This is a genomic window from Streptomyces sp. HUAS 31 (assembly GCF_028198125.1).
Classification (GTDB): domain Bacteria; phylum Actinomycetota; class Actinomycetes; order Streptomycetales; family Streptomycetaceae; genus Streptomyces; species Streptomyces chartreusis.
In genome coordinates, this window is record NZ_CP116353.1 from 7239654 (window position 1) to 7258479 (window position 18826).

Sequence of the window (18826 nt, forward strand, 5' to 3'; positions counted from 1 at the left end):
TGCGGCGGCCCGCCCGCGGTCACGGCACGGGTGTCCGGGCCGGCCGGGGGATCAGAAGTTCGGCGTTGCCGCGATCGATGGCGTGGAGCCGGCCCGGCTCCCAGTTCGGGTAGGCGTCCAGCGCGGTGTCGAAGTAGAAGCGCCGCAGGTCCGTCAGGAAGTCCTCGGGTGTCGTGCCGCCGCCGTCGCCGGTGGCGTCCGTGTGCAGTCGGGCGGCGAGGGCGAAGCGCTGGGCGGCGTACGGCAGGAAGCCGCCGGCGTGCGGCAGGATCATCCGCATCCGGGGGTACCGGCGCGGCACGCCCCGCACGGTCATGTGCAGTGCGGCGCGGGTCGTGTCGTAGGGGAAGTCGACCAGCGGAAGCGGCACATCCGCCAGTGGAGGGCCCGGCGGCGCGGTCGGATGGACCAGGATCACGGCGGAGCGGGCGTCGAGTTCGGCCCACAGCGGCTCGAACGCCGGGTCGCCCAGATAGCGGCCGTGCGCGTTGGAGAGGACGAGGACGCCGTCCGCGTCCAGTTCGTCGAGGGCGTGCGCCGCCTCGGCGAGCGCGCCGTCCACGTCCGGGAGCGGGAGGACGGCGAAGTGGCCGAAGCGGTCGGGCCGGTTCTTCACCAGCTCGGCCGCGAACTCGTTGACGCTCCGGGCCACCTCGCGTGCGGTGGCGGGATCGTCGGGGCCGGCGAGCGGTGCGGCGTACGACAGCATTCCGGTGGCGATCTCGCGCGAGATCGAGAAACCCGGCGCGTCAAAGGATTATTTGGGGCATTTCTCACTAATGTCCACTCCCGGTAAGGAGTCGATCCTTCACGTATCGCATCCACCTCGCTTCACCGGAGATGACATGCACAAGCTTCGTAAGGCCGCCGTCCTGGTCGCCGCCCTCAGCAGCGTCGGAGTCCTGTCCGTCGGTTCCGCCCACGCCGCGGGCATGGACGGCGACGGCCAGGGCAACGCGTACAAAGTCCAGCAGAGCACCCAGTGCAAGTCCCACGACCTGAACATCGACATCCTCGGTGTGGTCGGCATCCTCAACGGCGTGCTGGGCAACGGCCTCAACGGTGAGGGCAACCCGGCCAGCCAGAGCACCCACCTCGGTTCGGAGATGGGCTGCAGCAACTCCGCCTTCTGAGACGCGTCCTACGTCGCCACAGAGGCAGCAGAGAGGCGGTCGGCGCACAGCGCCGGCCGCCCTTCTGTCGCCCGGGCCCCTGGAGCGGATTTCCGGAGCCCGCCAAGTCATCGGTGGGCGGCCGGAGTCCGGCGCGTGCCCCGGGAGCGGTAGACGACGTACGGGCGGGCCAGATAACCGAGCGGTGCCGTGAAGGCGTGGACCAGACGGCTGAAGGGCCACAGCGCGAACAGGGCCATGCCGAGCAGGGCGTGCAGCTGATAGGCGAACGGCGCCCCCGACATGGCGGGGACGTTCGGATCGAGGACCAACAGCGAGCGGAACCACACCGAGACGCCGAGCCGGTAGTCGTAGGAGTCCGGTCGCAGCGTCGTCGCCGTCGCGGTGAGCCCGGCGAGCAGGACGCAGGCCAGGAGCGGGTACACCGCGCGGTCGCTGCGGCTCGTCGCGGCCCGGACGGCGGGCACGCGCAGCCGCCGGTACAGCAGGACCGCCAGGCCCGCGAGGGTGGCGAGGCCCGCGGTCCCGCCGACGACCAGGGCGTTGGCGTGGTACAGCCACTCGTGCACATGGACGCGCTCGGTCAACGACTCCGGCACCAGCAGGCCGATGGCGTGCCCGGCCGCCACGAAGAACAGTCCGAAGTGGAACAGCGGCCCGCCGACACTCAGCAGACGGTGCTCGTGCAACTGGCTGGAGCGGGTGGTGAAGCCGAAGCGGTCGTAGCGGTAGCGCCAGGCGGTCCCGGCGACCAGGACGGTGAAAACCAGGTAGGGGAGTACGCCCCACAGGGCGATGTGCAGATGCTTCACCGGGCGGGCTCCTGCGCGTGCGGCGACGACGGACGATGGGGGAACGGCAGCAGACCGACCGTCTCGACGGGCGGGCCCGAGCGGGCCAGGCGCAGGGCGGCGGCCCGGTCGGCGGGCGAGGCACCGGGCAGCGTCCGGCAGACGGCTTCCAGGACGTCGGCGTACGGGCTGCGGTGCTCGCGCAGCGCCAGGCGCAGGAGCTCCAGCGCCGCGCGATGGTCAAGCAGCGCCCTGCGGCCGGGCTCGGGACAGCGGGCGGCGAACTCCAGGGCCAGCGGCAGGAAGTCGGGCAGTTCGTCCGTGGGCGGCTGCCAGCCGTGGGCGCGGTACAACTCCCGCCAGGCCAGCAGGGACCGGCCGCGGCGCCGGGTGTCGCCGTCCGTGTAGTACGTCAGGTGCAGCGTCCGCCGGCGGCTGCGGTCGAAGGTGGTCACGTACCGCGCCGACAGCTCCAGGTCCGCGACCCCGGCCGTCGCCGCGCAGAACCGGGACAGCGGCTCGGTGTCCGCTCCCGGTACGCCGGCCAGGCTGTCGGTGACCAGACGCAGCCGCCGTGGCCAGTCGGGGCCCGGGTGCAGCAGGAGCAGCGAGGCCGCCTGGTGGATCAGCGTCGTCCTCATGTCCGCTCCTCGCCGCCAGGGAAGAGGCCGTCGGGGCGTCCGCGCCCGTTCCAGTTCAGGAGGTTGACACGGCCGCGAAGGGACGCCCCGGCATGCTCGGGTTCCGGACCCGGCGGGGCGTGGAAGGTGTCCGGCGCGTACATGCCCGGACCGCCGTGGCCGTCCAGACTGCACCCGGCGTCGGCGTCGTCCCCGGGCAGTTCGGCCGTGTAGCCGGTGGGGATGACATAGCGCTCGTCGTACTTGGCGAGGGCGAGCAGCCGGTACATCGCCTCGATGCCCTCCGCGTCCATCCCGACCGAGCGGGCGATCGCCGGGTCCTGCTCCTCGCCGAGGTTCACGCGCCGCATGTGGGAGCGCATCGCCGCCAGCCTGCACAGCGCCGCCTCCACGGGCGCCACGTCACCCGCGGTGAACAGGCCCGCCAGGTACTCCAGCGGGATGCGCAGGGAGTCGATCGCCGCGAACAGCTTCGCCGGGTCCTCCCCGTCGTGGCCGGTGGCGGTCAGGGACTCCACGACCGGCGACAGCGGCGGGACGTACCAGACCATCGGCATCGTCCGGTACTCCGGATGCAGCGGCAGCGCCACCCGGTGCCGGCTGATCAGCGCGTGCACGGGGGAGCGCCGGGCGGCGGTGATCCAGTCGTGCGGGATGCCGGCGTCCTCGGCGGCCCGCTGCACGACCGGGTCCTCGGGGTCGAGGAAGCAGCCCAACTGCGCCTCGTACAGGTCCCGTTCGTCGGCGGTCGCGGCGGCTTCGCCGACCTTGTCGGCGTCGTAGAGGACGACCCCGAGATAGCGCAGTCGGCCGACGCAGGTCTCGGAGCAGACGGTGGGCTGACCGGCCTCGATGCGCGGGTAGCACATCGTGCACTTCTCCGCCTTGCCGGTGGCGTGGTTGAAGTACACCTTCTTGTACGGGCATCCGGTCACGCACATCCGCCAGCCCCGGCAGCGGTCCTGGTCGACCAGGACGATGCCGTCCTCGATCCGCTTGTACAGCGCCCCGGAGGGGCACACCGCCACGCAGGACGGGTTCAGGCAGTGCTCGCAGATCCGCGGCAGATAGAACATGAACGCCTGCTCGTACTCCAGCCGCACCCGCTCGTTCATCCGCCTGAGCACCGGGTCGCCGGCGATGTGCTCGGGTCCGCCGCCCAGGTCGTCGTCCCAGTTCGGGCCCCATGTCACCTGCGTCGGACGGCCGTCGATCAGGGAGCGGGGCGGAGCCGTGGGGACGTCGTCGCCGAGCGGGGCACCGATCAGGTTCTCGTAGTCGTACGTCCAGGGCTGGTAGTAGTCGTCGAGCGAGGGGAGCTCGGGGTTGGCGAAGAGACGGGCCAGGCGCCGGGCGCGGCCGCCGCTGCGCGGCACCAGCCGGCCGTGCTTGAGCCGCCAGCCGCCCTTCCACCTGTCCTGGTCCTCGTAGGAGCGCGGATAACCCTGGCCGGGACGGGTCTCGACGTTGTTGAACCACACGTACTCGGTGCCCGACCGGTTGGTCCAGGTCTGTTTGCAGGTGACCGAGCAGGTGTGGCAGCCGATGCACTTGTCGAGGTTCATCACCATCGCCACCTGGGCCATGACGCGTCCGACCGTGGTCTCGCCCTGCGGCATCAGTAGTCGACCTCCTGTGAGCGGCGGCGGATGACGGTGACCGCGTCGCGCTGGTTGCCGGTCGGGCCGTAGTAGTTGGGCGCGAACGACAACTGGGCGTGGCCGCCGATGAGATGGGTCGGTTTGATCAGCAGGCGGGTGAGGGCGTTGTGGACGCCGCCGCGCCGGCCGGTGGCCTCGGACCTGGGGACGTTCACCAGGCGTTCCTGCACGTGGTACATGAACACCGTGCCGGGCGGCATGCGGTGGGAGACGACCGCGCGGGCGACCACGACGCCGTTGCGGTTGACCGCCTCCACCCAGTCGTTGTCCGTGACGCCGATCGCGGCGGCGTCGTCCACGCCGATCCAGATGACGGGCCCGCCCCGGGCCAGGGTCTGCATCAACAGGTTCTCCTGGTACTCGGAGTGGATGGACCACTTCGAGTGCGGGGTGAGATAGCGGACGGTCACCGAGCGGCCGTCCTCCTCGCGCACGTCCGACGTCATGTCCAACGGCGGCCGGTACACGGGCAGTTGCTCCCCGAACTCCGCGATCCACGGATGGTCCAGATAGAACTGCTGCCGCCCGGTGAGCGTGTGCCAGGGCTTGAAGTGCTCGGTGTTGATCGTGAACGGCGAGTACCGGCGGTCCGGGGCCTCCTTGCCCGACCACTCGAAACTCGCGCCGACCTGCACCGGACGGGCCTGGGTGTCGGAGAACTCCACCCGCCGCTCGGCCACCGACGCCGCCAGCTCCGCGAGGCCGGTGTCCGCGCCGCACCGCTCGGCGAGCCGCTCGAAACCCTCGGCGGCGAGACGGCCGTTGGTCGTGCCCGACAGGGCGAGGATCGCCTCGCACAGCTTGACGTCCGTGTCCAGCAGGGGCCGCCCGCGCGCCGGGCCACGGGCCGCCGTGCCGCACCGCGCGGCGAGCCGGCCCGCCTCCTGCGTCGGTCGCACGGTCACGCCCTTCACCGTCATGCCCTGCTCCTCGGCAAGCGGACCGAGCGCGGCGATCCGGTCGGCGATCGCCGTGTAGTCCCGCTCGACGAGGGTGAACTGCGGGGCGGTCGGCCCGTCGGGCGGCGCCTCCCCGGGGGTGTCGTGCTGGAGCGGCGTGGCCACGAGGTCGTGGGCCGGCTCCAGGCGCCCCGCGGCCAGCCGGGCCACCTCGGCGGCGAGCCCGTGGAAGATCTCGAAGTCCGTGCGCGCCTGCCACGGCGGGCTGATCGCCGGGGAGAAGGCGTGGACGTAGGGGTGCATGTCCGTGCTGGACAGGTCGTGCTTCTCGTACCAGGTGGCCGCCGGCAGCACCAGGTCGGCGAACAGGGTCGTGGACGTCATCCGGAAGTCCAGCGCGAGCAGCAGGTCGAGCTTGCCGCGCGGTGCCCTCTCCCGCCACGTCACCTCCCGGGGCCGCAGCCCGGGCGGTGTCTCCTCGGCGGCGGCGTTGTCGGACGCGCCCAGCAGATGCCGCAGGAAGAACTCGTTGCCCTTCGCCGACGAGCCGATGAGGTTGGCCCGCCAGACCGTCAGCACCCGTGGCCAGTTGGCCGGGTCGTCGGGGTCCTCGCAGGCGTAGGACAGACGGCCCGCCTCCCGCTCGCGGGCCACCCAGTCCGCGGGGTCGACGCCCTCCTCGTGCACGCGCCGGCCGAGCCGCAGCGGATTGGCGCCGAAGGTGGGGCTCGACGGCATCCAGCCCTGCCGGACGGAGCGGGCCACCAGGTCGGCCGTGTGCAGACCGCTGAGCGTGCCGGACGCGGTCGGCGCGGTCAGGGCGTCGGCGCCGGAACTCTCGTAGCGCCACTGGTCCGTGTGCAGATACCAGTACGGCGTGCCCGCCATCTGCCGTGAGGGGCGCACCCAGTCGGAGGCGGTGGCCAGCTGCTGCCACCCGGCGTACGGGCGGACCTTCTCCTGGCCGACGTAATGCGCCCAGCCGCCGCCGTTGACGCCCTGACAGCCCGTGAGGAGCAGCAGGGACAGGAACGAGCGGTAGATCGTGTCGGAGTGGAACCAGTGGTTGGTGCCCGCGCCCATCACGATCATGCAGCGGCCCCGGGTCTGCTCGGCGGTCCGCGCGAACTCCCGTGCCGCCCGCACCACCGCCCCGGCGGACACCGAGGTGATCGCCTCCTGCCAGGCGGGGGTGCAGGGCGTGGCCGCGTCCTCGTACGGCACCGGCCGGGAGTTCCCGAGCCCCTCGCGTCCCACGCCGTACTGGGCCAGCATCAGATCGAACACCGTCGTCACCAGCCGGTCGCCGAGCCGCACCGCCGGCACCGTGCGCCGCACCGTCGCGCCGGCCTCGTCGAAGCGGGGGAGCACCACCTCGGCATGGGTCGCGCCGGGGCGGCGGTGGAAGGTCAGCAGGGGTTCGGCGTCGCCGAGGTCCAGATTCCAGCGGCCCTCACCGGCCTTGCCCCAGCGGTCGCCCAGCGTGCCGTTCGGCACGAGGGGACCGCCGGACACCCTGTCGTAGAACACCGGCATCCAGCGCCGCGCCGCGGCGTCGGCGGTCCGGGCGAGATCGAGGTCCCGGGCGGTCACGAAGGCGCCGGGGGTGTGGGTGGCCGTCTCCCACCCCTGCCCCTGCCCGTGCTCGTGCTCGTGCTCGTCGAGGGCGACGAGGAACGGCAGATCGGTGAACCGCCTGACGTAGTCGGTGAAGTACGGCACCCTCCGCTCCACGAAACACTCGCGCAGGATGACGTGGCCCATGGCCATCGCGAGCGCGCCGTCGGTGCCCGGATGCGGATGCAACCACTCGTCGGCGAACTTCGTCGCGTCCGCGTAGTCCGGCGAGACCACGACGACCTTCTGACCGCGATAGCGGGCCTCGGCCATCCAGTGCGCGTCCGGGGTCCGTGTCACCGGCACATTGGAGCCCCACAGCATCAGATAGGCCGCGTCCCACCAGTCGCCCGACTCGGGTACGTCGGTCTGGTCGCCGAAGACCTGCGGCGAGGCGATCGGCAGATCGGCGTACCAGTCGTAGAACGACAGCATCGGCGCGCCGATGAGCGCGTGGAAGCGGGCGCCGACCGCGTGCGAGGCCATCGACATCGCCGGGATCGGCGAGAATCCGGCGATCCGGTCGGGCCCGTACTCCAGCAGCGTGTGCACATGCGCGGCGGCGGCGATCTCCAGCGCCTCGTCCCAGCCGATCCGGACCAGGCCGCCCCTGCCGCGCGCCGACTGATAGCGGCGCCTTTTGTCCGGGTCCCCGGTGATCTCCGCCCACGCCGCCACGGGATCCCCTCCCGCACGGCTTTTCTCCGCACGGAACATTTCCATCAGCACACCCCGCGCATGCGGGTAGCGGACCCGGGTCGGCGAGTAGGTGTACCAGGAGAACGACGCGCCGCGCGGGCAGCCGCGGGGCTCGTAGTCGGGGCGGTCCGGGCCCGTCGAGGGGTAGTCGGTCGCCTGTGTCTCCCAGGTGATCAGTCCGTCCTTGACGTACACCTGCCACGAGCACGAGCCCGTGCAGTTCACGCCGTGGGTGGAGCGCACCACCTTGTCGTGCGCCCAGCGCTCCCGGTACGGCGCGTCGTTGACCTGCTGGTCCGTGCGGAAGACCGCGCGCCCCTCCGGTGTGGTCGGCGCCCGCTGGAGCAACCGACCGGCCGCGAGGAGCCGTTCGGCCGCCTCCGCGGCGATCTTTTCCGCGCTTGCCCTGCCACGTCCCACGCCCTGTGACCCCCTCGGGGCTCGGCGTGCCGAAGCGGTCGCCTCAGGCACGTTCATGTCGGCGAACGAAGGCAAGGATGCGCCTCGGGGGCCTGCTGTGCGGATCTCTTTCAGGCCACCTTGATGTATCTAGAAACTATTTTTTGATTCCCTTTGCAAATGGCTTAGAAGGGTTTCGGTCAAGGGGCGCAGGGGCGACGAGAGGCGAAATGAGCCGCCGCTCGGTTTCATTGCCCACACCCTCGAAACGCCTGTCAAGCGCGAGGTTCATCACAGCGAATAGCGGCTTCCGGACGACCGTCTGCGGCGGAATCGCGGTGGTAGCCTCGAATGAGTGAGCAGTCGAAGCGTCGTCAAAGGTGCCCGGCAGCACAATCTCCCTGACGGGTCCGCGGAATTGCCCGGAGGCGCGCTGATCCCATTCGTCGACGTTTCCGGTTCGGCAGGCCGGACTTGGCGTTCGGCGCGGTTTCCGCAATTCCCCTGCCGTCCGCGGAGGGAGGCCACATGAGCGTCCTGGAACGGGACGGCGCGCACACGGCACCGCCGACGCCGTCCGACGACGACACCGACGGTCCGCGGCCGCAGCTCGAAGGCCAGGGCGGCAGCACCGACCCGGTGAAGGACTATCTGCGCGTCATCGCCCGGGTCCGGCTGCTCACCGCGGACCAGGAAGTGGACCTCGCAAGACGCATCGAGGCCGGTCTGTACGCCGAGCGGCTCCTGGCGGAGGGGCGGCCCGGGCGTCACGCGGAGGAGCTCGTGTTCCTCATCGAGGACGGCCGGCGGGCCAAGGCGCACCTGACCGAGGCCAACCTCCGTCTCGTCGTCTCCGTGGCCAAGCGGTACACCGGCCGCGGTCTGGACTTCCTCGACCTCGTCCAGGAGGGCAACGCCGGGCTCATCCGGGCGGTGGAGAAGTTCGACTACGCCAAGGGCTTCAAGTTCTCCACCTACGCGACCTGGTGGATCAAGCAGGCCGTCACCCGGGCCCTCGCCGACCAGAGCCGCACCATTCGGATCCCCGTGCACACCGTCGAGATCATCAACCGGGTGGCACGCGCGCGCCGGGAGCTGATGCAGGACACGGGCATCATGCCGACCCCCGAGGAACTCGCCGCGAAGGCCGAGATACCGGTGGAGCGGCTCGTCGAGATCGACGCCTACACCAGGGAACCGGTCTCCCTGCACGCCGCCCTGAGCGACGACGGCGACGGCGAGTTCGGCGACCTCATCGAGGACACCGACCTGCCCTCCCCCTGGGAGTCCGTCACCCACCACCTCCTCCAGGACGCCATCCGCGACCTGCTGACCGGCATGACCGCCCGCGAGGCCGGCATCATCGCCCTTCGCTACGGGCTCACCGACGGCCGCCCCCGGACCCTGGAGGAGATCGGCCAGGTCTACGGCGTCACCCGCGAACGCATCCGCCAGATCGAGACCAGGACGATGAGCAAGCTCCGCCACCCGTCCCGCTCCCAGGCGCTGCGGGACTATCTCGACGACCTCTGACGACGACCTTCGGCCGCGACTCCGGGCGACGGCCTCCGCCGGCGACCCCTCACGCGTCCCGGGTCAGCCGTCGGCCGGCTCGAAGTCGCTGATGTCGTAGAGGGCTTCGTCGTCGATCGCGTTCTCCATCCAGTCCAGCGAGATCCGCTCCGGGTGCCCGTCGCGCGCGTACTCCACCTCCGCCTTGTCCGCGTCGTCCCGCCGCGCCTGCCGCCACTCGCCCAGCAGCTCCCCGATGGTGGGCACCGTGTCCGGGACGTCGTCGACGACGCGCCGGCCGCTGTCGTCGAGGCCCACCGCCTTCACCACGGCACCGTCGCGGACAGTGATCCGGAAGGCACCGATCAGGCTCCGCTCCCCTTCGCTCGACCGCAGCGTGTACGTGTACGAGTCGGGCTCGCGCCAGGAGGAGGCCGTCGCCTCGGGCTCGGGTTCGTCGGCGCAGCCGGCGACCGCGCCCACCAGCCCCACCGCCAGCACGGCACGGAACACGACGCGGGCACTGACGGGTACGGCGGTCATGGCGGTCATGGCGGCACTCCCTTCGAGGATCGGTACCGCTATGACGGCGTTCGCACCGGGAACGTTCGGCGGACGTGCTCCGCCGGTCCGCGCACCCCCGGTCGCGGGGACTACTCCGGAGCCGGCTCGCCGATGAAGTCGGGCATCAGCGCGCACATCGCCTCGCGCTGGGAGGGGCCCATGAACCGGGTCAGCGCCTCCTTGACCGTCTCGGCGAGGACCGCGGAGGCCTCCTTGAGGAGGCCGCGGGCCTTCTCGGTGAGGGCGACCTCGACGCCGCGCTTGTCGCCGCAGACCGACCTCCGGGTGACCAGGCCGGCGTGCTGGAGGCAGGCGATCTGGTAGGTGAGGCGGGTCTTCGGGCGGCCCAGGAGCTCGGCGATCCGCGTCATACGCAGGGCCTGGCCGGGGTCCGCGGCGAGCAGGCACAGCACCAGGAACTCGTCGTGCGAGACGTCCAGCCGGTCCTTGACCACGCTGCGCAGCTCCTGCTCGACGGCTCCCGTCGCGGCCAGCATCAGCATCCAGGCGTGCAGCTCGACGGGCAGCAGGCTGTCGCCGGAGGCGGAGGGGCAGTCGGAGTGGTCGGCCATGAATTCGAGTGTATCTGTTGTTCAAATTTGGAGTATCGGTTAGCGTGGTGTCGTCCAAATTTGGATTACACATCCCCCGCAGACCCCCTGCGATGCCCCCGATGCTCAGGAGTGAAAGATCATGACCGTCGCCGTCGAAACCGGAACCTGGCAGCTCGACAGCACCGCCTCCACCGTCGCCCTGCGGCACAGGACCATGTGGGGCCTGGTCACCGTGAAGGGCACCTTCGCCGCCGTCGCCGGCGACGGCGAGGTGCGGTCCGACGGCTCCGCCGTCGGCACGATCACCCTCGACGCCACGTCCCTGGACACCCGCAGCGCCAAGCGCGACGAGCACCTGCGCTCCGCCGACTTCTTCGACACCGCCAACCACCCCGAGATCACCTTCTCGGTCCGCAGCGCCGAACTGCGCGACGGCGAGGAGGTGCGCATCGTCGGTCAGCTCACCGTGCGCGGCATCAGCCGCCCCAAGTCCGTCACCGCCCGCCTCGTCGGCGCTGACGACAAGTCGCTCACCCTGGAGGCCGAATTCACCGTGGACCGCGAGCAGTTCGGCATGGGCTGGAACCAGCTCGGCATGATGCGCGGCCTCACCACGGTCACCGGCACGCTCCGCTTCACCCGGACGACCGCAGCCTGACGTCGGCGCTCGACAGCGTCTGCGGTACGGCCGTGAAGGCCCGCAGCCGCACCCGCACACCCGGCCGGGGCAGGGCGAACCTGCCCGCGGGCGGCCGCAGCTCGTAACGCGCCGTCGCACGCGCGGGCAGCACCAACGGGCCGCGTACGACCGTCCAGTACCGGCTCATGCCCTGGCCCGTGGTGAGCGTGAAGTGCGGCGCGAGGGCGACGGCGCCCGCGTTGGTGACCTCGATCCCGAGGCGGGCCACGGCCGTCGGCGCCGCCCGGCCCACCGACGCCACCCGCATGGCCAGCGGCGGCGTCCCGGTCGCCGCCCAGGCCGCGCTCGCCAGGGCCGGCGCCAGCAGGAGCGCGCCCGCCGCACGACGAGCGCCGGCACGCCGCACACCAGGATCGCGGCGTAGCACAGCGACATGGCGGCGGCCACGACGAGACAGTGGCTCGCCGCCTGCGTCCAGCTCGCCCGGGTACCGATGAACAGACTGATGTCCGCGAGGAGCGTCAGGACCCGATGTCACTGGGCGGGCGGCTCCGGGACGGCCTGCGACGGCCGTGTCCACTCAAGCGGTGTCACCTTCTGCTGCTCTGCTGCCGACCGCACGCCACCGGACCGTAATCAGCCCTGGTGAGCGGGGTGGTGAGGGAGGTGAAGAGTCCGGTGTGAGGCGGGTGAGAAGTCCCCCGGCGTCAGTAGACGTCCCGCACGTACCGCTTCGCCGCCGCCAGCTGCTTCACGTACGCCGACGCCTCGGCCTCCGCCAGCCCGCCGTGCGCGACCGCGATGTCCCGCAGGGCCCGGTCCACGTCCTTGGCCATCCGCGAGGCGTCGCCGCAGACGTAGAAGTGGGCGCCGTCCTGCAGCCACCGCCACAGCTCGGGGCCGTGCTCGCGCATCCGGTCCTGGACGTACACCTTGTTGCGCTGGTCGCGGGAGAACGCCGTGTCGAGACGGTCGAGGGTGCCCTCGCCGAGCAGCCCGGTCAGTTCCGCCTCGTAGTAGAAGTCGCTTTCCCGGTGCTGCTCTCCGAAGAACAGCCAGTTGGGCGCCCGGTGCCCGAGCGCGCGCCGCTCCTGGAGGAAGCCGACGAACGGCGCGACCCCGGTGCCGGGACCGACCATCACCATCGGCGTCGAGGCGTCCGCCGGCGGCCTGAAGTGCGGGGAGCGCTGCACGAACACCGGCACCTCGGTGTCCGCCCCGGCGTCGGCGAGGAAGGGCGAGCAGACCCCGCCGCGCGGCCGGCCGTGCAGGTTCTCGTACCGCACCACGGAGACCGTCAGCGAGACGCTGTGCGGGTCGACGAGGGGGCTGGACGATATCGAGTACAGGCGCGGCTGGAGCTTCTTCAGCACCCCGGCCCACTCCCCGGCACCCGCCCGCACCGGATGCTCGGCGATCACGTCCACGGCCTGCCGCCCCCAGCTCCACTGCGCCAGCCCGTCCTTGTTGTCGGGCCGCAGCAGCCTGCGCAACTCCCGGTCGTCGCCGACGCGTTCGGCGACGAAGCGCAGCAGGTCCGGGGTGATCCGCGTGATGTCGAGATGCCGGTGCAGGGCCTCGGCGAACGGCGTCACGCCGACGCCGTCGAGTTCCACGGCCGCCGAGGCGTCGACTCCGGTGACCGCCAGCCACTCCTCCACCAGCGCGGGCGAGTTGACGGGCCGTATGCCGAGCGCGTCGCCCGCCTCGTACGTCAGTGGGGTCCCGCTCGTGTCGAAGGTGAACCGGCGCACCTCCTTGCCCGCGCCGGGCCGGCTCAGCAGCCGGTTGCCGACCAGCCGGGCGGTGGCGGGAGCCGGCTTGCGCCCGGACCTGAGCCCTGGTTCGGGCGCGGACTCGGGGCTCTCGGTTGCGGGGGCATCGGTTCCGCCCAGCGCCGTGAGGACCTCGTCGAGCCAGGCCCCCGCGGACGGCTCGTAGTCCGGCTCGCAGTCCGCGCGCGGGGCCAGCCGCACGCCGCCCAGCTCGTCGAGGCGCGCGTCGAGGCGGCGGCCGTGCCCGCAGAAGTCGTCGTACGAGGAGTCGCCGAGGGCGAGCACCGCGTACCGCGTCCCGTCCAGCCGGGGAGCGCCCTCGTCGGTCAGCGTGTCCCAGAGGCCGGAGCCGTTGTCGGGTGCGTCGCCGTCGCCGAACGTGCTCGTGATGAAGAGCAGATCGGCGGTGCGGGCGAGGGTGCCGACATCGGCCTCGTCCATGCCGACCAGCGTGGCCCGGTGCCCCGCCGAGCCGAGCCGCTCGGCGGTCGCGGTGGCGAACTCCTCGGCGTTGCCGGTCTGCGAGGCCCAGAGCACCACGACCTCGCGGCCGGGACCCTCCGCCGCGACGGGGGCGCCCGCCGACCGTGAGTACATGCCGGCGAGGACGCCGTTGACCCACGTCGCGTGCTCGGGACTGAAGGGCGCGCCCGGCGGCAGGACAGGGATGCCGGGCGCGCCGGTCTCGATACCGGCGAGGAAGCCGGTCAGATACAGGCGTTCCTGCGCGGTCAGCACGGGCGGCGGCGCGGGTTCCAGCCCGAAGGGACCGGCCGGGCCCGGAGTGACGGCCGTGGGCGTCAGCGCCTTCACCGGCGTCTCCGGAAGGGGGGCCGCGACCTTCGTCAGGGACACGGCACACACCTTGAACTCCGGCTGGAAGGAGATCGGATCCACCGCGTCGCTGGTCACCGCGTTGACGCTCAGATACTCACCGAACAGGTCGTTCCAGTGGAACGGCGCGAAAGCACCCCCGGGCCGCACCCGCTCGGTCACCACGGCCGGCAGCACCGCCCGCCCCCGCCGCGAGGCGACCTCCACCCGGTCCCCGTCGGCGATCCCCAGCTCCCGAGCGTCCCGCGGATGCACCTCCACGAACGGCCCCGGGTTCAGCTTGTTGAGCTTGGCGACCTTCCCGGTCTTCGTCAGCGTGTGCCACTGGTGCTGCACCCGCCCGGTGTTCAGCAGGAAGGGATAGTCGTCGTCCGGCATCTCGGCGGCCGGCAGATGCGGGCGCGCGTGGAAGGCCGCCCGCCCGCTCGCCGTCGGGAAGCGCAGCCCGCCGTCCTCGTCGACGTACCGGATCGGATTGCGCGCCGGACCGTCCACCTCGGCCGCCGGCCACTGCACGGGCGTGGCCCGCAGCCGCTCGTAGGTCACCCCGCGCAGATCCCAGCCCGTCACCGGGTTCCAGGCCCGCCGTATCTCCTCGAAGACGTCCTCGGCGCTGTCGTAGGAGAACCCCTTCTCGTACCCCATCGCACACGCCACGGCCGCGATGATCCGCCAGTCGGCCATCGCCTCGCCCGGCGGGTCCGCCACCGGCCGGGTCAGCGTCAGACCGCGCTCGCTGTTGACGAAGACGCCCTCGCCCTCGGTCCACATCGCGCCGGGCAGCACGACATCGGCGTACGCGTTGGTCTCGGTCTCGCCGAACACGTCCTGTGTGACGACGAACTCGGCGGCCTCCAGGCCCTCGATGACCGTACGGCGGTTCGCGACCGAGGCGACCGGGTTGGTGCAGATGATCCAGCACGCCTTGATCTCGCCGTCGGCCATCCTCTGGAACATCTCCACGGTGCCCCGGCCCACCCCGTCGGCGCGCAGCGTCCCGGGCGGCAGCTCCCACAGCTCCTCGACGAAGGTCCGCTCGGCCTCGACGAGCACCGACCGCTGCCCCGGCAGCCCCGGCCCCATGTAGCCCATCTCGCGCCCGCCCATGGCGTTCGGCTGCCCGGTCAGCGAGAACGGACCCGAGCCGGGCCGGCAGATGGCACCGGTCGCCAGATGCAGGTTGACCAGGGCGTTCGTGTTCCAGGTGCCGTGCGTGGACTGGTTCAGCCCCATCGTCCAGCAGCTCATCCACTCGCCCGCCTCGCCGATCAGCCGGGCGGCCTCGCGGATGTCGTCCTCGGCGAGAGAGGTGATCTCCGCGACGGCGGCGGGCGCGTAGTCGGCGAGGAAGCCGGGCATCGCCTCCCAGCCCTCGGTGTGGTCGGCGATGAAACCGGGGTCGGTGTGACCGTTGTCCACGAGCAGCCGCAGCAGACCGTTGAGCAACGCGAGGTCGGTGCCCGGCTCGATCTGGAGGAAGAGGTCGGCCTTCGCGGCGGTGGCGGTGCGCCGCGGATCGACCACGATGAGCTTGGCGCCCGCCTTGACCCGCTCCATCATCCGCAGGAAGAGGATCGGGTGGCAGTCGGCCATGTTCGAGCCGATCACGAGGAAGACGTCCGCCCTGTCGAAGTCCTCGTACGATCCGGGCGGCCCGTCCGCCCCCAGCGACAGCTTGTAACCCGCCCCCGCGCTCGCCATGCACAGCCGCGAGTTCGACTCGATCTGGTTCGTCCCCACGAACCCCTTGGCCAGCTTGTTCGCCAGGTACTGGGCCTCCAGGCTCATCTGCCCGGAGACGTAGAAGGCGAGCGCGTCAGGCCCGTGCTCGTCGATGATCGCGCGCAGCCGCCCTGCGGTGCGGGCCACGGCGTCCGCCATCGGGGCGGGCCCGGGCTCCTCGCCCCGCTCGCCCCTGACCAGCGCCGTCGTCAGCCGGCCGGGCGCGGCCAGCATCTCGGCCGTCGTCGCGCCCTTCGTGCACAGCCGGCCCGCGTTCGCCGGGTGCGCCTTGTCCCCGGACGCCTTCAGGACCGTACGCCGCCCGTCGGGCCCCATCCCGACGTCCAGCAGGATTCCGCAGCCGACCCCGCAGTACGCGCAGACGGTGCGGACCTGGGACGTGGAGGTGGTCGAGGTCACGCGTTGCCTTTCTCCGGCTGCCGGGGTGCTGCCTGGAGCGTACGAATTGCCCGTTACGTCGATGTCACATCCCTTGATCATGAGGAGTTACGTCGGCCACACAGCCGCCCGTCGTGCCGTGTGAGGGGCTTGCGGCGGCGCGATGTGGGGCGTGTGAGGCGGTCGCGCACCGTGTCGCTGTTGGGCCGAACGGGTGACTTGGCGTAAGAATTGGCCGGTGCAGGCATTGAAGGCGAGTCAAGGCGGGGGGAGCCGGTGAACAGCCACGACGTCACCGATGAACAGTGGGAGGGGCTCGCCCAGGTCGTGCCGCTGCGCGGCCGCGACGCGTGGCCGTCGGCGGTGAACCATCGTGCGATGCCGGAGGCGGAGACGGAGCCCCGTCGCCGCTTCGTCGTTCTGCGGGTCAATGTGTTCGGCGACGCCCGCGAGGTCGCCGAGACCCTGATGGCGGGCATCCCGGTGCTGCTGGACCTCACCGGGGCGGAGAACGAGGTCGCCAAGCGCGTCCTCGACTTCAGCACCGGCGTCGTCTTCGGCCTGGGCAGCGGAATGCACCGGGTCGACCGGAACGTGTTCCTGCTGACCCCGCCCGGCACCGAGGTGAGCGGGCTGATGGAGGGCGCCGGGGTTCCCGGTACCTGACGGCCCGGCGGTACGGTCGCCCGATCGTAGGAAGGGCTCCCGGGTGGAACGGTTCGCCCGCCGCCGGGGGGCCTACGGTCCGGACATGGGCGTGTCGTTTGTGTCTGGTGCCGATGCCGTCTCCTTACCGCTTCAGGGGCGGAGGGCGGGCGATCATCCTTCCGAACGCCGTACGGGCGTGTCCGATACGGCGGGCGGCGCGGCGCATCCCGGCCGGTCCCGGCTGATCGAGCTGCGGCTGTCCGCGTTCGCCCGGCACCGGCGGGCCGCGTTCCCGCTCGGACCGCTGACGCTCCTCACCGGGCCCAGCGGCTGCGGCAAGACGAGTGCCCTGCGGGCGTACGAGGCGCTGGCGCGGCTCGGTGGCGGCGCCGGGGTCGGGGAGGCGTTCCCGGACCCGGTCGCGTACGTCCCGGAGCGGGCCCGGCCCGACGCCCAGCGGCGGCGCGGCTTCCGCATCGGGTGCACGGCCGACGGCCCCGAGGGGCCGGTCCGGCTCGACGTCGCCGTCCAGGCCGAGCCCGAACTGAGGATCGTGGGGGAGCGGCTCAGCGCGGGCGGCCTCGTCCTGCTGGAGACGGCCCTGCGTGATCCGAGCCGCCCCTTCGTACAGGCCGCCTGGCACACGGCCGGACAGTCGCCGGTGACCCGGGCTCCACTGCCCGACGACCGGCTCGGCACCGCGCTGCTGCCGCTGCGGGTGGCCGGCAAGACGGACGGGCAGCGCCGGGTGCTCGCCGCCGCGGAGCAGATGGTGGTGGCGCTGCGGTCGGTCTTCGCCTGCGACCCGCGGCCCGAACGGATGCGGGCGTCGGTGCCGGCCGGGTCCGGGCGGCTGCTCGGCGGGTGCGACAACCTCGCCGAGGTGCTGTGGCGGACGCGGACCGAGTGCGGACAGCGGCATGCGCTGCTCGTGGCCGCGGCGCGGGCGGGCTGCGCGGGGCCCGTGGCGGACGTGCTCACCGACGTGCTCGCGGACGGGACGGTACGGGGCGTGCTCGACCGGGGCGACGGAGTGCGGACGGAGCTCGGCCGGCTGGGCGACGGCGAGCTGCGTCATCTCGCGCTGTCGTTGGTCCTGCTGACGGGGCCCGGGGTGCTGGAGGTCGACCCCGTGGGGGAGGTGCCCGCGGCGATGCAGACGCTGACCGTGCTCGCGGACGGGCTCGACCGGGGGCTGGACCCGGCCCAGCTGCGGGAGTTGACCGGGCTGGCGGCGCGGATGTGCGAGCGGGGGCACATCAGGCTGCTCGGGGCCGTAAGCGACGCGTCGGGGGTGTCCGGGACGGCCGGCGTGTCGGTGGTACACCTGGAGCCGTGACCGAACCCCTTGATGTGGCGGGCCTCCAGCGCAGGCTGGCCGAGTTCGCCGCCGCGCGCAACTGGCAGCCGTACCACACGCCGAAGAACCTCGTCGCGGCGCTCAGCGTCGAGGCGTCCGAACTCGTGGAGATCTTCCAGTGGTTGACGCCGGAGGAGTCGGCGCGGGTCATGGACGACGCGGCGTCCGCGGCGCGCGTGACGGACGAGGTCGCGGATGTGCTGGCGTATCTCCTGCAGCTCTGTGAGGTGCTCGGGATCGATGTGCTGGCTGCGCTGGACGCGAAGATCGACCGCAACGAGCGGAGATTTCCCGCGCCGTAGTGAAGCGGCGCGGGCGCGCAGGGAAGGTCGTCGTCCGCTTGTACTCTCCGTGTCCATTCAACTAGCCGCAACCGAAAAGTTGTCCGCAGATTTCCGTCTTCCTCTGGCTTTTCGTCTCAGGGCCCTTCACGCTGGGTAGTGAACAAGGGAGTTCAGGCGGACGCGTGGGCAGCGCGTCCAGACAGACGGGGACTGCGGATGGACGCGGTGCGGCTCATCGTGACTAGCAGGCGTGCGCTGGCGGGAAGCGGGGGCGCGCCGGAAATCATGACCGAGGTGTGGCAGGCGCAGGCCCTGGCTCAGGCGATAGGGAGCCGGTTCGCGGTCTTCGGTCCACCTGAACTGCGCGGTGAGGCGCTGGGGTTGACGGAGCTGGCGGGGCGCGGCTGCGGGGTCCTCGACACGCCGGACCTCGCGGACGGCGCCTTACGCGCGGCCCAGCTCACGGAGCTGGGCGACGCGCGGCAGGCACTGCTGAACCTGGGGAGCCTGCTGGGCGAGGCCGGCATCGCCCTGGTCGGCCTGGCCAGCGCCGCGGACGACGAGGCGACGTACTGGCAGTGCATGGAGGCCATCGACGCGGCGGACGAGTCCCGGGACCGGGTCCTGGAGATGCTGCGCAGACTGGCGGACCGGGACGAGGTGCTGGCGGAGCGGGAGGCGGGGTAGCCGGCCG

At 71.9% G+C, this 18826-nt stretch carries 16 protein-coding genes; 7 read left to right on the plus strand and 9 right to left on the minus strand.

The window, feature by feature from the left end; all coding sequences use genetic code 11:
* Window positions 1–19: 19 nt before the first annotated feature.
* Window positions 20–709: an amidohydrolase family protein gene (locus tag PGH47_RS32160; RefSeq protein WP_271666281.1), complete on the minus strand. Its 690-nt coding sequence runs from the start codon at window positions 707–709 to the stop codon at window positions 20–22.
* Between the two features lie 136 nt (window positions 710–845).
* On the opposite strand from PGH47_RS32160, the gene PGH47_RS32165 reads away from it, so the two are divergent.
* The gene (locus tag PGH47_RS32165) at window positions 846–1133 is read left to right on the plus strand and encodes a hypothetical protein (RefSeq protein ID WP_107907570.1); all 288 of its coding nucleotides are present in this window, start codon (window positions 846–848) and stop codon (window positions 1131–1133) included.
* A gap of 107 nt (window positions 1134–1240) precedes the next feature.
* Here the strand turns inward: PGH47_RS32165 and narI are convergent, their stop codons facing one another.
* From narI to PGH47_RS32185, 4 genes are read right to left on the minus strand one after another with little or no spacing between them, the layout of a single operon-like run.
* On the minus strand, window positions 1241–1945 hold the full coding sequence (gene narI, locus PGH47_RS32170) for a respiratory nitrate reductase subunit gamma (protein ID WP_271666282.1): 705 nt from the start codon (window positions 1943–1945) through the stop codon (window positions 1241–1243).
* Window positions 1942–2565 carry a nitrate reductase molybdenum cofactor assembly chaperone gene (gene narJ / locus PGH47_RS32175; RefSeq protein ID WP_271666283.1) on the minus strand — a complete coding sequence of 208 codons (624 nt, stop codon included), beginning with the start codon at window positions 2563–2565 and terminating at the stop codon, window positions 1942–1944. Before narJ ends, narI begins: the two co-directional genes overlap by 4 nt.
* Window positions 2562–4184, minus strand: coding sequence for a nitrate reductase subunit beta (narH, locus tag PGH47_RS32180; RefSeq protein WP_271666284.1), 1623 nt, complete (start codon window positions 4182–4184; stop codon window positions 2562–2564). Before narH ends, narJ begins: the two co-directional genes overlap by 4 nt.
* Window positions 4184–7861 carry a nitrate reductase subunit alpha gene (locus PGH47_RS32185; protein WP_271666285.1) on the minus strand — a complete coding sequence of 1226 codons (3678 nt, stop codon included), beginning with the start codon at window positions 7859–7861 and terminating at the stop codon, window positions 4184–4186. The genes narH and PGH47_RS32185 overlap by 1 nt, the downstream gene beginning before the upstream one ends.
* 507 nt (window positions 7862–8368) lie before the next feature.
* Here PGH47_RS32185 and PGH47_RS32190 point away from each other — a divergent pair.
* A complete protein-coding gene (locus tag PGH47_RS32190; RefSeq protein ID WP_333938168.1) occupies window positions 8369–9373 on the plus strand; it encodes an RNA polymerase sigma factor in 1005 nt (334 codons plus the stop codon).
* A 63-nt stretch (window positions 9374–9436) separates the two neighbouring features.
* Here the strand turns inward: PGH47_RS32190 and PGH47_RS32195 are convergent, their stop codons facing one another.
* Together PGH47_RS32195 and PGH47_RS32200 are read right to left on the minus strand one after the other, a co-directional pair.
* The gene (locus PGH47_RS32195) at window positions 9437–9904 is read right to left on the minus strand and encodes a DUF6174 domain-containing protein (protein WP_333938169.1); all 468 of its coding nucleotides are present in this window, start codon (window positions 9902–9904) and stop codon (window positions 9437–9439) included.
* A 101-nt stretch (window positions 9905–10005) separates the two neighbouring features.
* Window positions 10006–10488, minus strand: coding sequence for a MarR family winged helix-turn-helix transcriptional regulator (locus tag PGH47_RS32200; RefSeq protein ID WP_271666286.1), 483 nt, complete (start codon window positions 10486–10488; stop codon window positions 10006–10008).
* A gap of 121 nt (window positions 10489–10609) precedes the next feature.
* Here PGH47_RS32200 and PGH47_RS32205 point away from each other — a divergent pair, with 121 nt between their 5' ends.
* On the plus strand, window positions 10610–11128 hold the full coding sequence (locus tag PGH47_RS32205; RefSeq protein ID WP_271666287.1) for a YceI family protein: 519 nt from the start codon (window positions 10610–10612) through the stop codon (window positions 11126–11128).
* Here PGH47_RS32205 and PGH47_RS32210 read toward each other — a convergent pair.
* Window positions 11106–11516 (minus strand): hypothetical protein, encoded by a 411-nt coding sequence (locus tag PGH47_RS32210; RefSeq protein WP_271666288.1) that lies wholly within the window; start codon window positions 11514–11516, stop codon window positions 11106–11108. The two genes, PGH47_RS32205 and PGH47_RS32210, sit on opposite strands and share 23 nt — an antisense overlap.
* Window positions 11517–11817: 301 nt before the next feature.
* Window positions 11818–15861 (minus strand): bifunctional nitrate reductase/sulfite reductase flavoprotein subunit alpha, encoded by a 4044-nt coding sequence (locus PGH47_RS32215; protein ID WP_271666289.1) that lies wholly within the window; start codon window positions 15859–15861, stop codon window positions 11818–11820.
* Between the two features lie 255 nt (window positions 15862–16116).
* Between PGH47_RS32215 and PGH47_RS32220 the strand changes: the two genes are divergently transcribed.
* The 4 genes from PGH47_RS32220 to PGH47_RS32235 all read left to right on the plus strand — a co-directional run bounded on the left by PGH47_RS32220 (window position 16117) and on the right by PGH47_RS32235 (window position 18819).
* Window positions 16117–16506 carry a cell division protein SepF gene (locus PGH47_RS32220; protein ID WP_030962927.1) on the plus strand — a complete coding sequence of 130 codons (390 nt, stop codon included), beginning with the start codon at window positions 16117–16119 and terminating at the stop codon, window positions 16504–16506.
* A 178-nt stretch (window positions 16507–16684) separates the two neighbouring features.
* Window positions 16685–17827 (plus strand): AAA family ATPase, encoded by a 1143-nt coding sequence (locus PGH47_RS32225; RefSeq protein WP_271666290.1) that lies wholly within the window; start codon window positions 16685–16687, stop codon window positions 17825–17827.
* A complete protein-coding gene (locus PGH47_RS32230; protein WP_030957461.1) occupies window positions 17824–18150 on the plus strand; it encodes a nucleotide pyrophosphohydrolase in 327 nt (108 codons plus the stop codon). The genes PGH47_RS32225 and PGH47_RS32230 overlap by 4 nt, the downstream gene beginning before the upstream one ends.
* Before the next feature lie 198 nt (window positions 18151–18348).
* Window positions 18349–18819, plus strand: a complete 471-nt coding sequence (locus PGH47_RS32235) for a DUF6099 family protein (protein ID WP_107907579.1) — start codon at window positions 18349–18351, stop codon at window positions 18817–18819.
* Window positions 18820–18826 lie beyond the last annotated feature (7 nt).

What these genes read in the sequence shown, in the direction of transcription:
- PGH47_RS32190 (WP_333938168.1), top strand. Translation starts at nt 8,369, where the DNA reads ATGAGCGTCCTGGAACGGGACGGCGCGCACACGGCACCGCCGACGCCG.
- PGH47_RS32195 (WP_333938169.1), bottom strand. Translation starts at nt 9,904, where the DNA reads ATGACCGCCATGACCGCCGTACCCGTCAGTGCCCGCGTCGTGTTCCGT.
- PGH47_RS32160 (WP_271666281.1), bottom strand. Translation starts at nt 709, where the DNA reads ATGCTGTCGTACGCCGCACCGCTCGCCGGCCCCGACGATCCCGCCACC.
- PGH47_RS32205 (WP_271666287.1), top strand. Translation starts at nt 10,610, where the DNA reads ATGACCGTCGCCGTCGAAACCGGAACCTGGCAGCTCGACAGCACCGCC.
- narJ (WP_271666283.1), bottom strand. Translation starts at nt 2,565, where the DNA reads ATGAGGACGACGCTGATCCACCAGGCGGCCTCGCTGCTCCTGCTGCAC.
- PGH47_RS32200 (WP_271666286.1), bottom strand. Translation starts at nt 10,488, where the DNA reads ATGGCCGACCACTCCGACTGCCCCTCCGCCTCCGGCGACAGCCTGCTG.
- PGH47_RS32165 (WP_107907570.1), top strand. Translation starts at nt 846, where the DNA reads ATGCACAAGCTTCGTAAGGCCGCCGTCCTGGTCGCCGCCCTCAGCAGC.
- narH (WP_271666284.1), bottom strand. Translation starts at nt 4,184, where the DNA reads ATGCCGCAGGGCGAGACCACGGTCGGACGCGTCATGGCCCAGGTGGCG.
- PGH47_RS32235 (WP_107907579.1), top strand. Translation starts at nt 18,349, where the DNA reads ATGGACGCGGTGCGGCTCATCGTGACTAGCAGGCGTGCGCTGGCGGGA.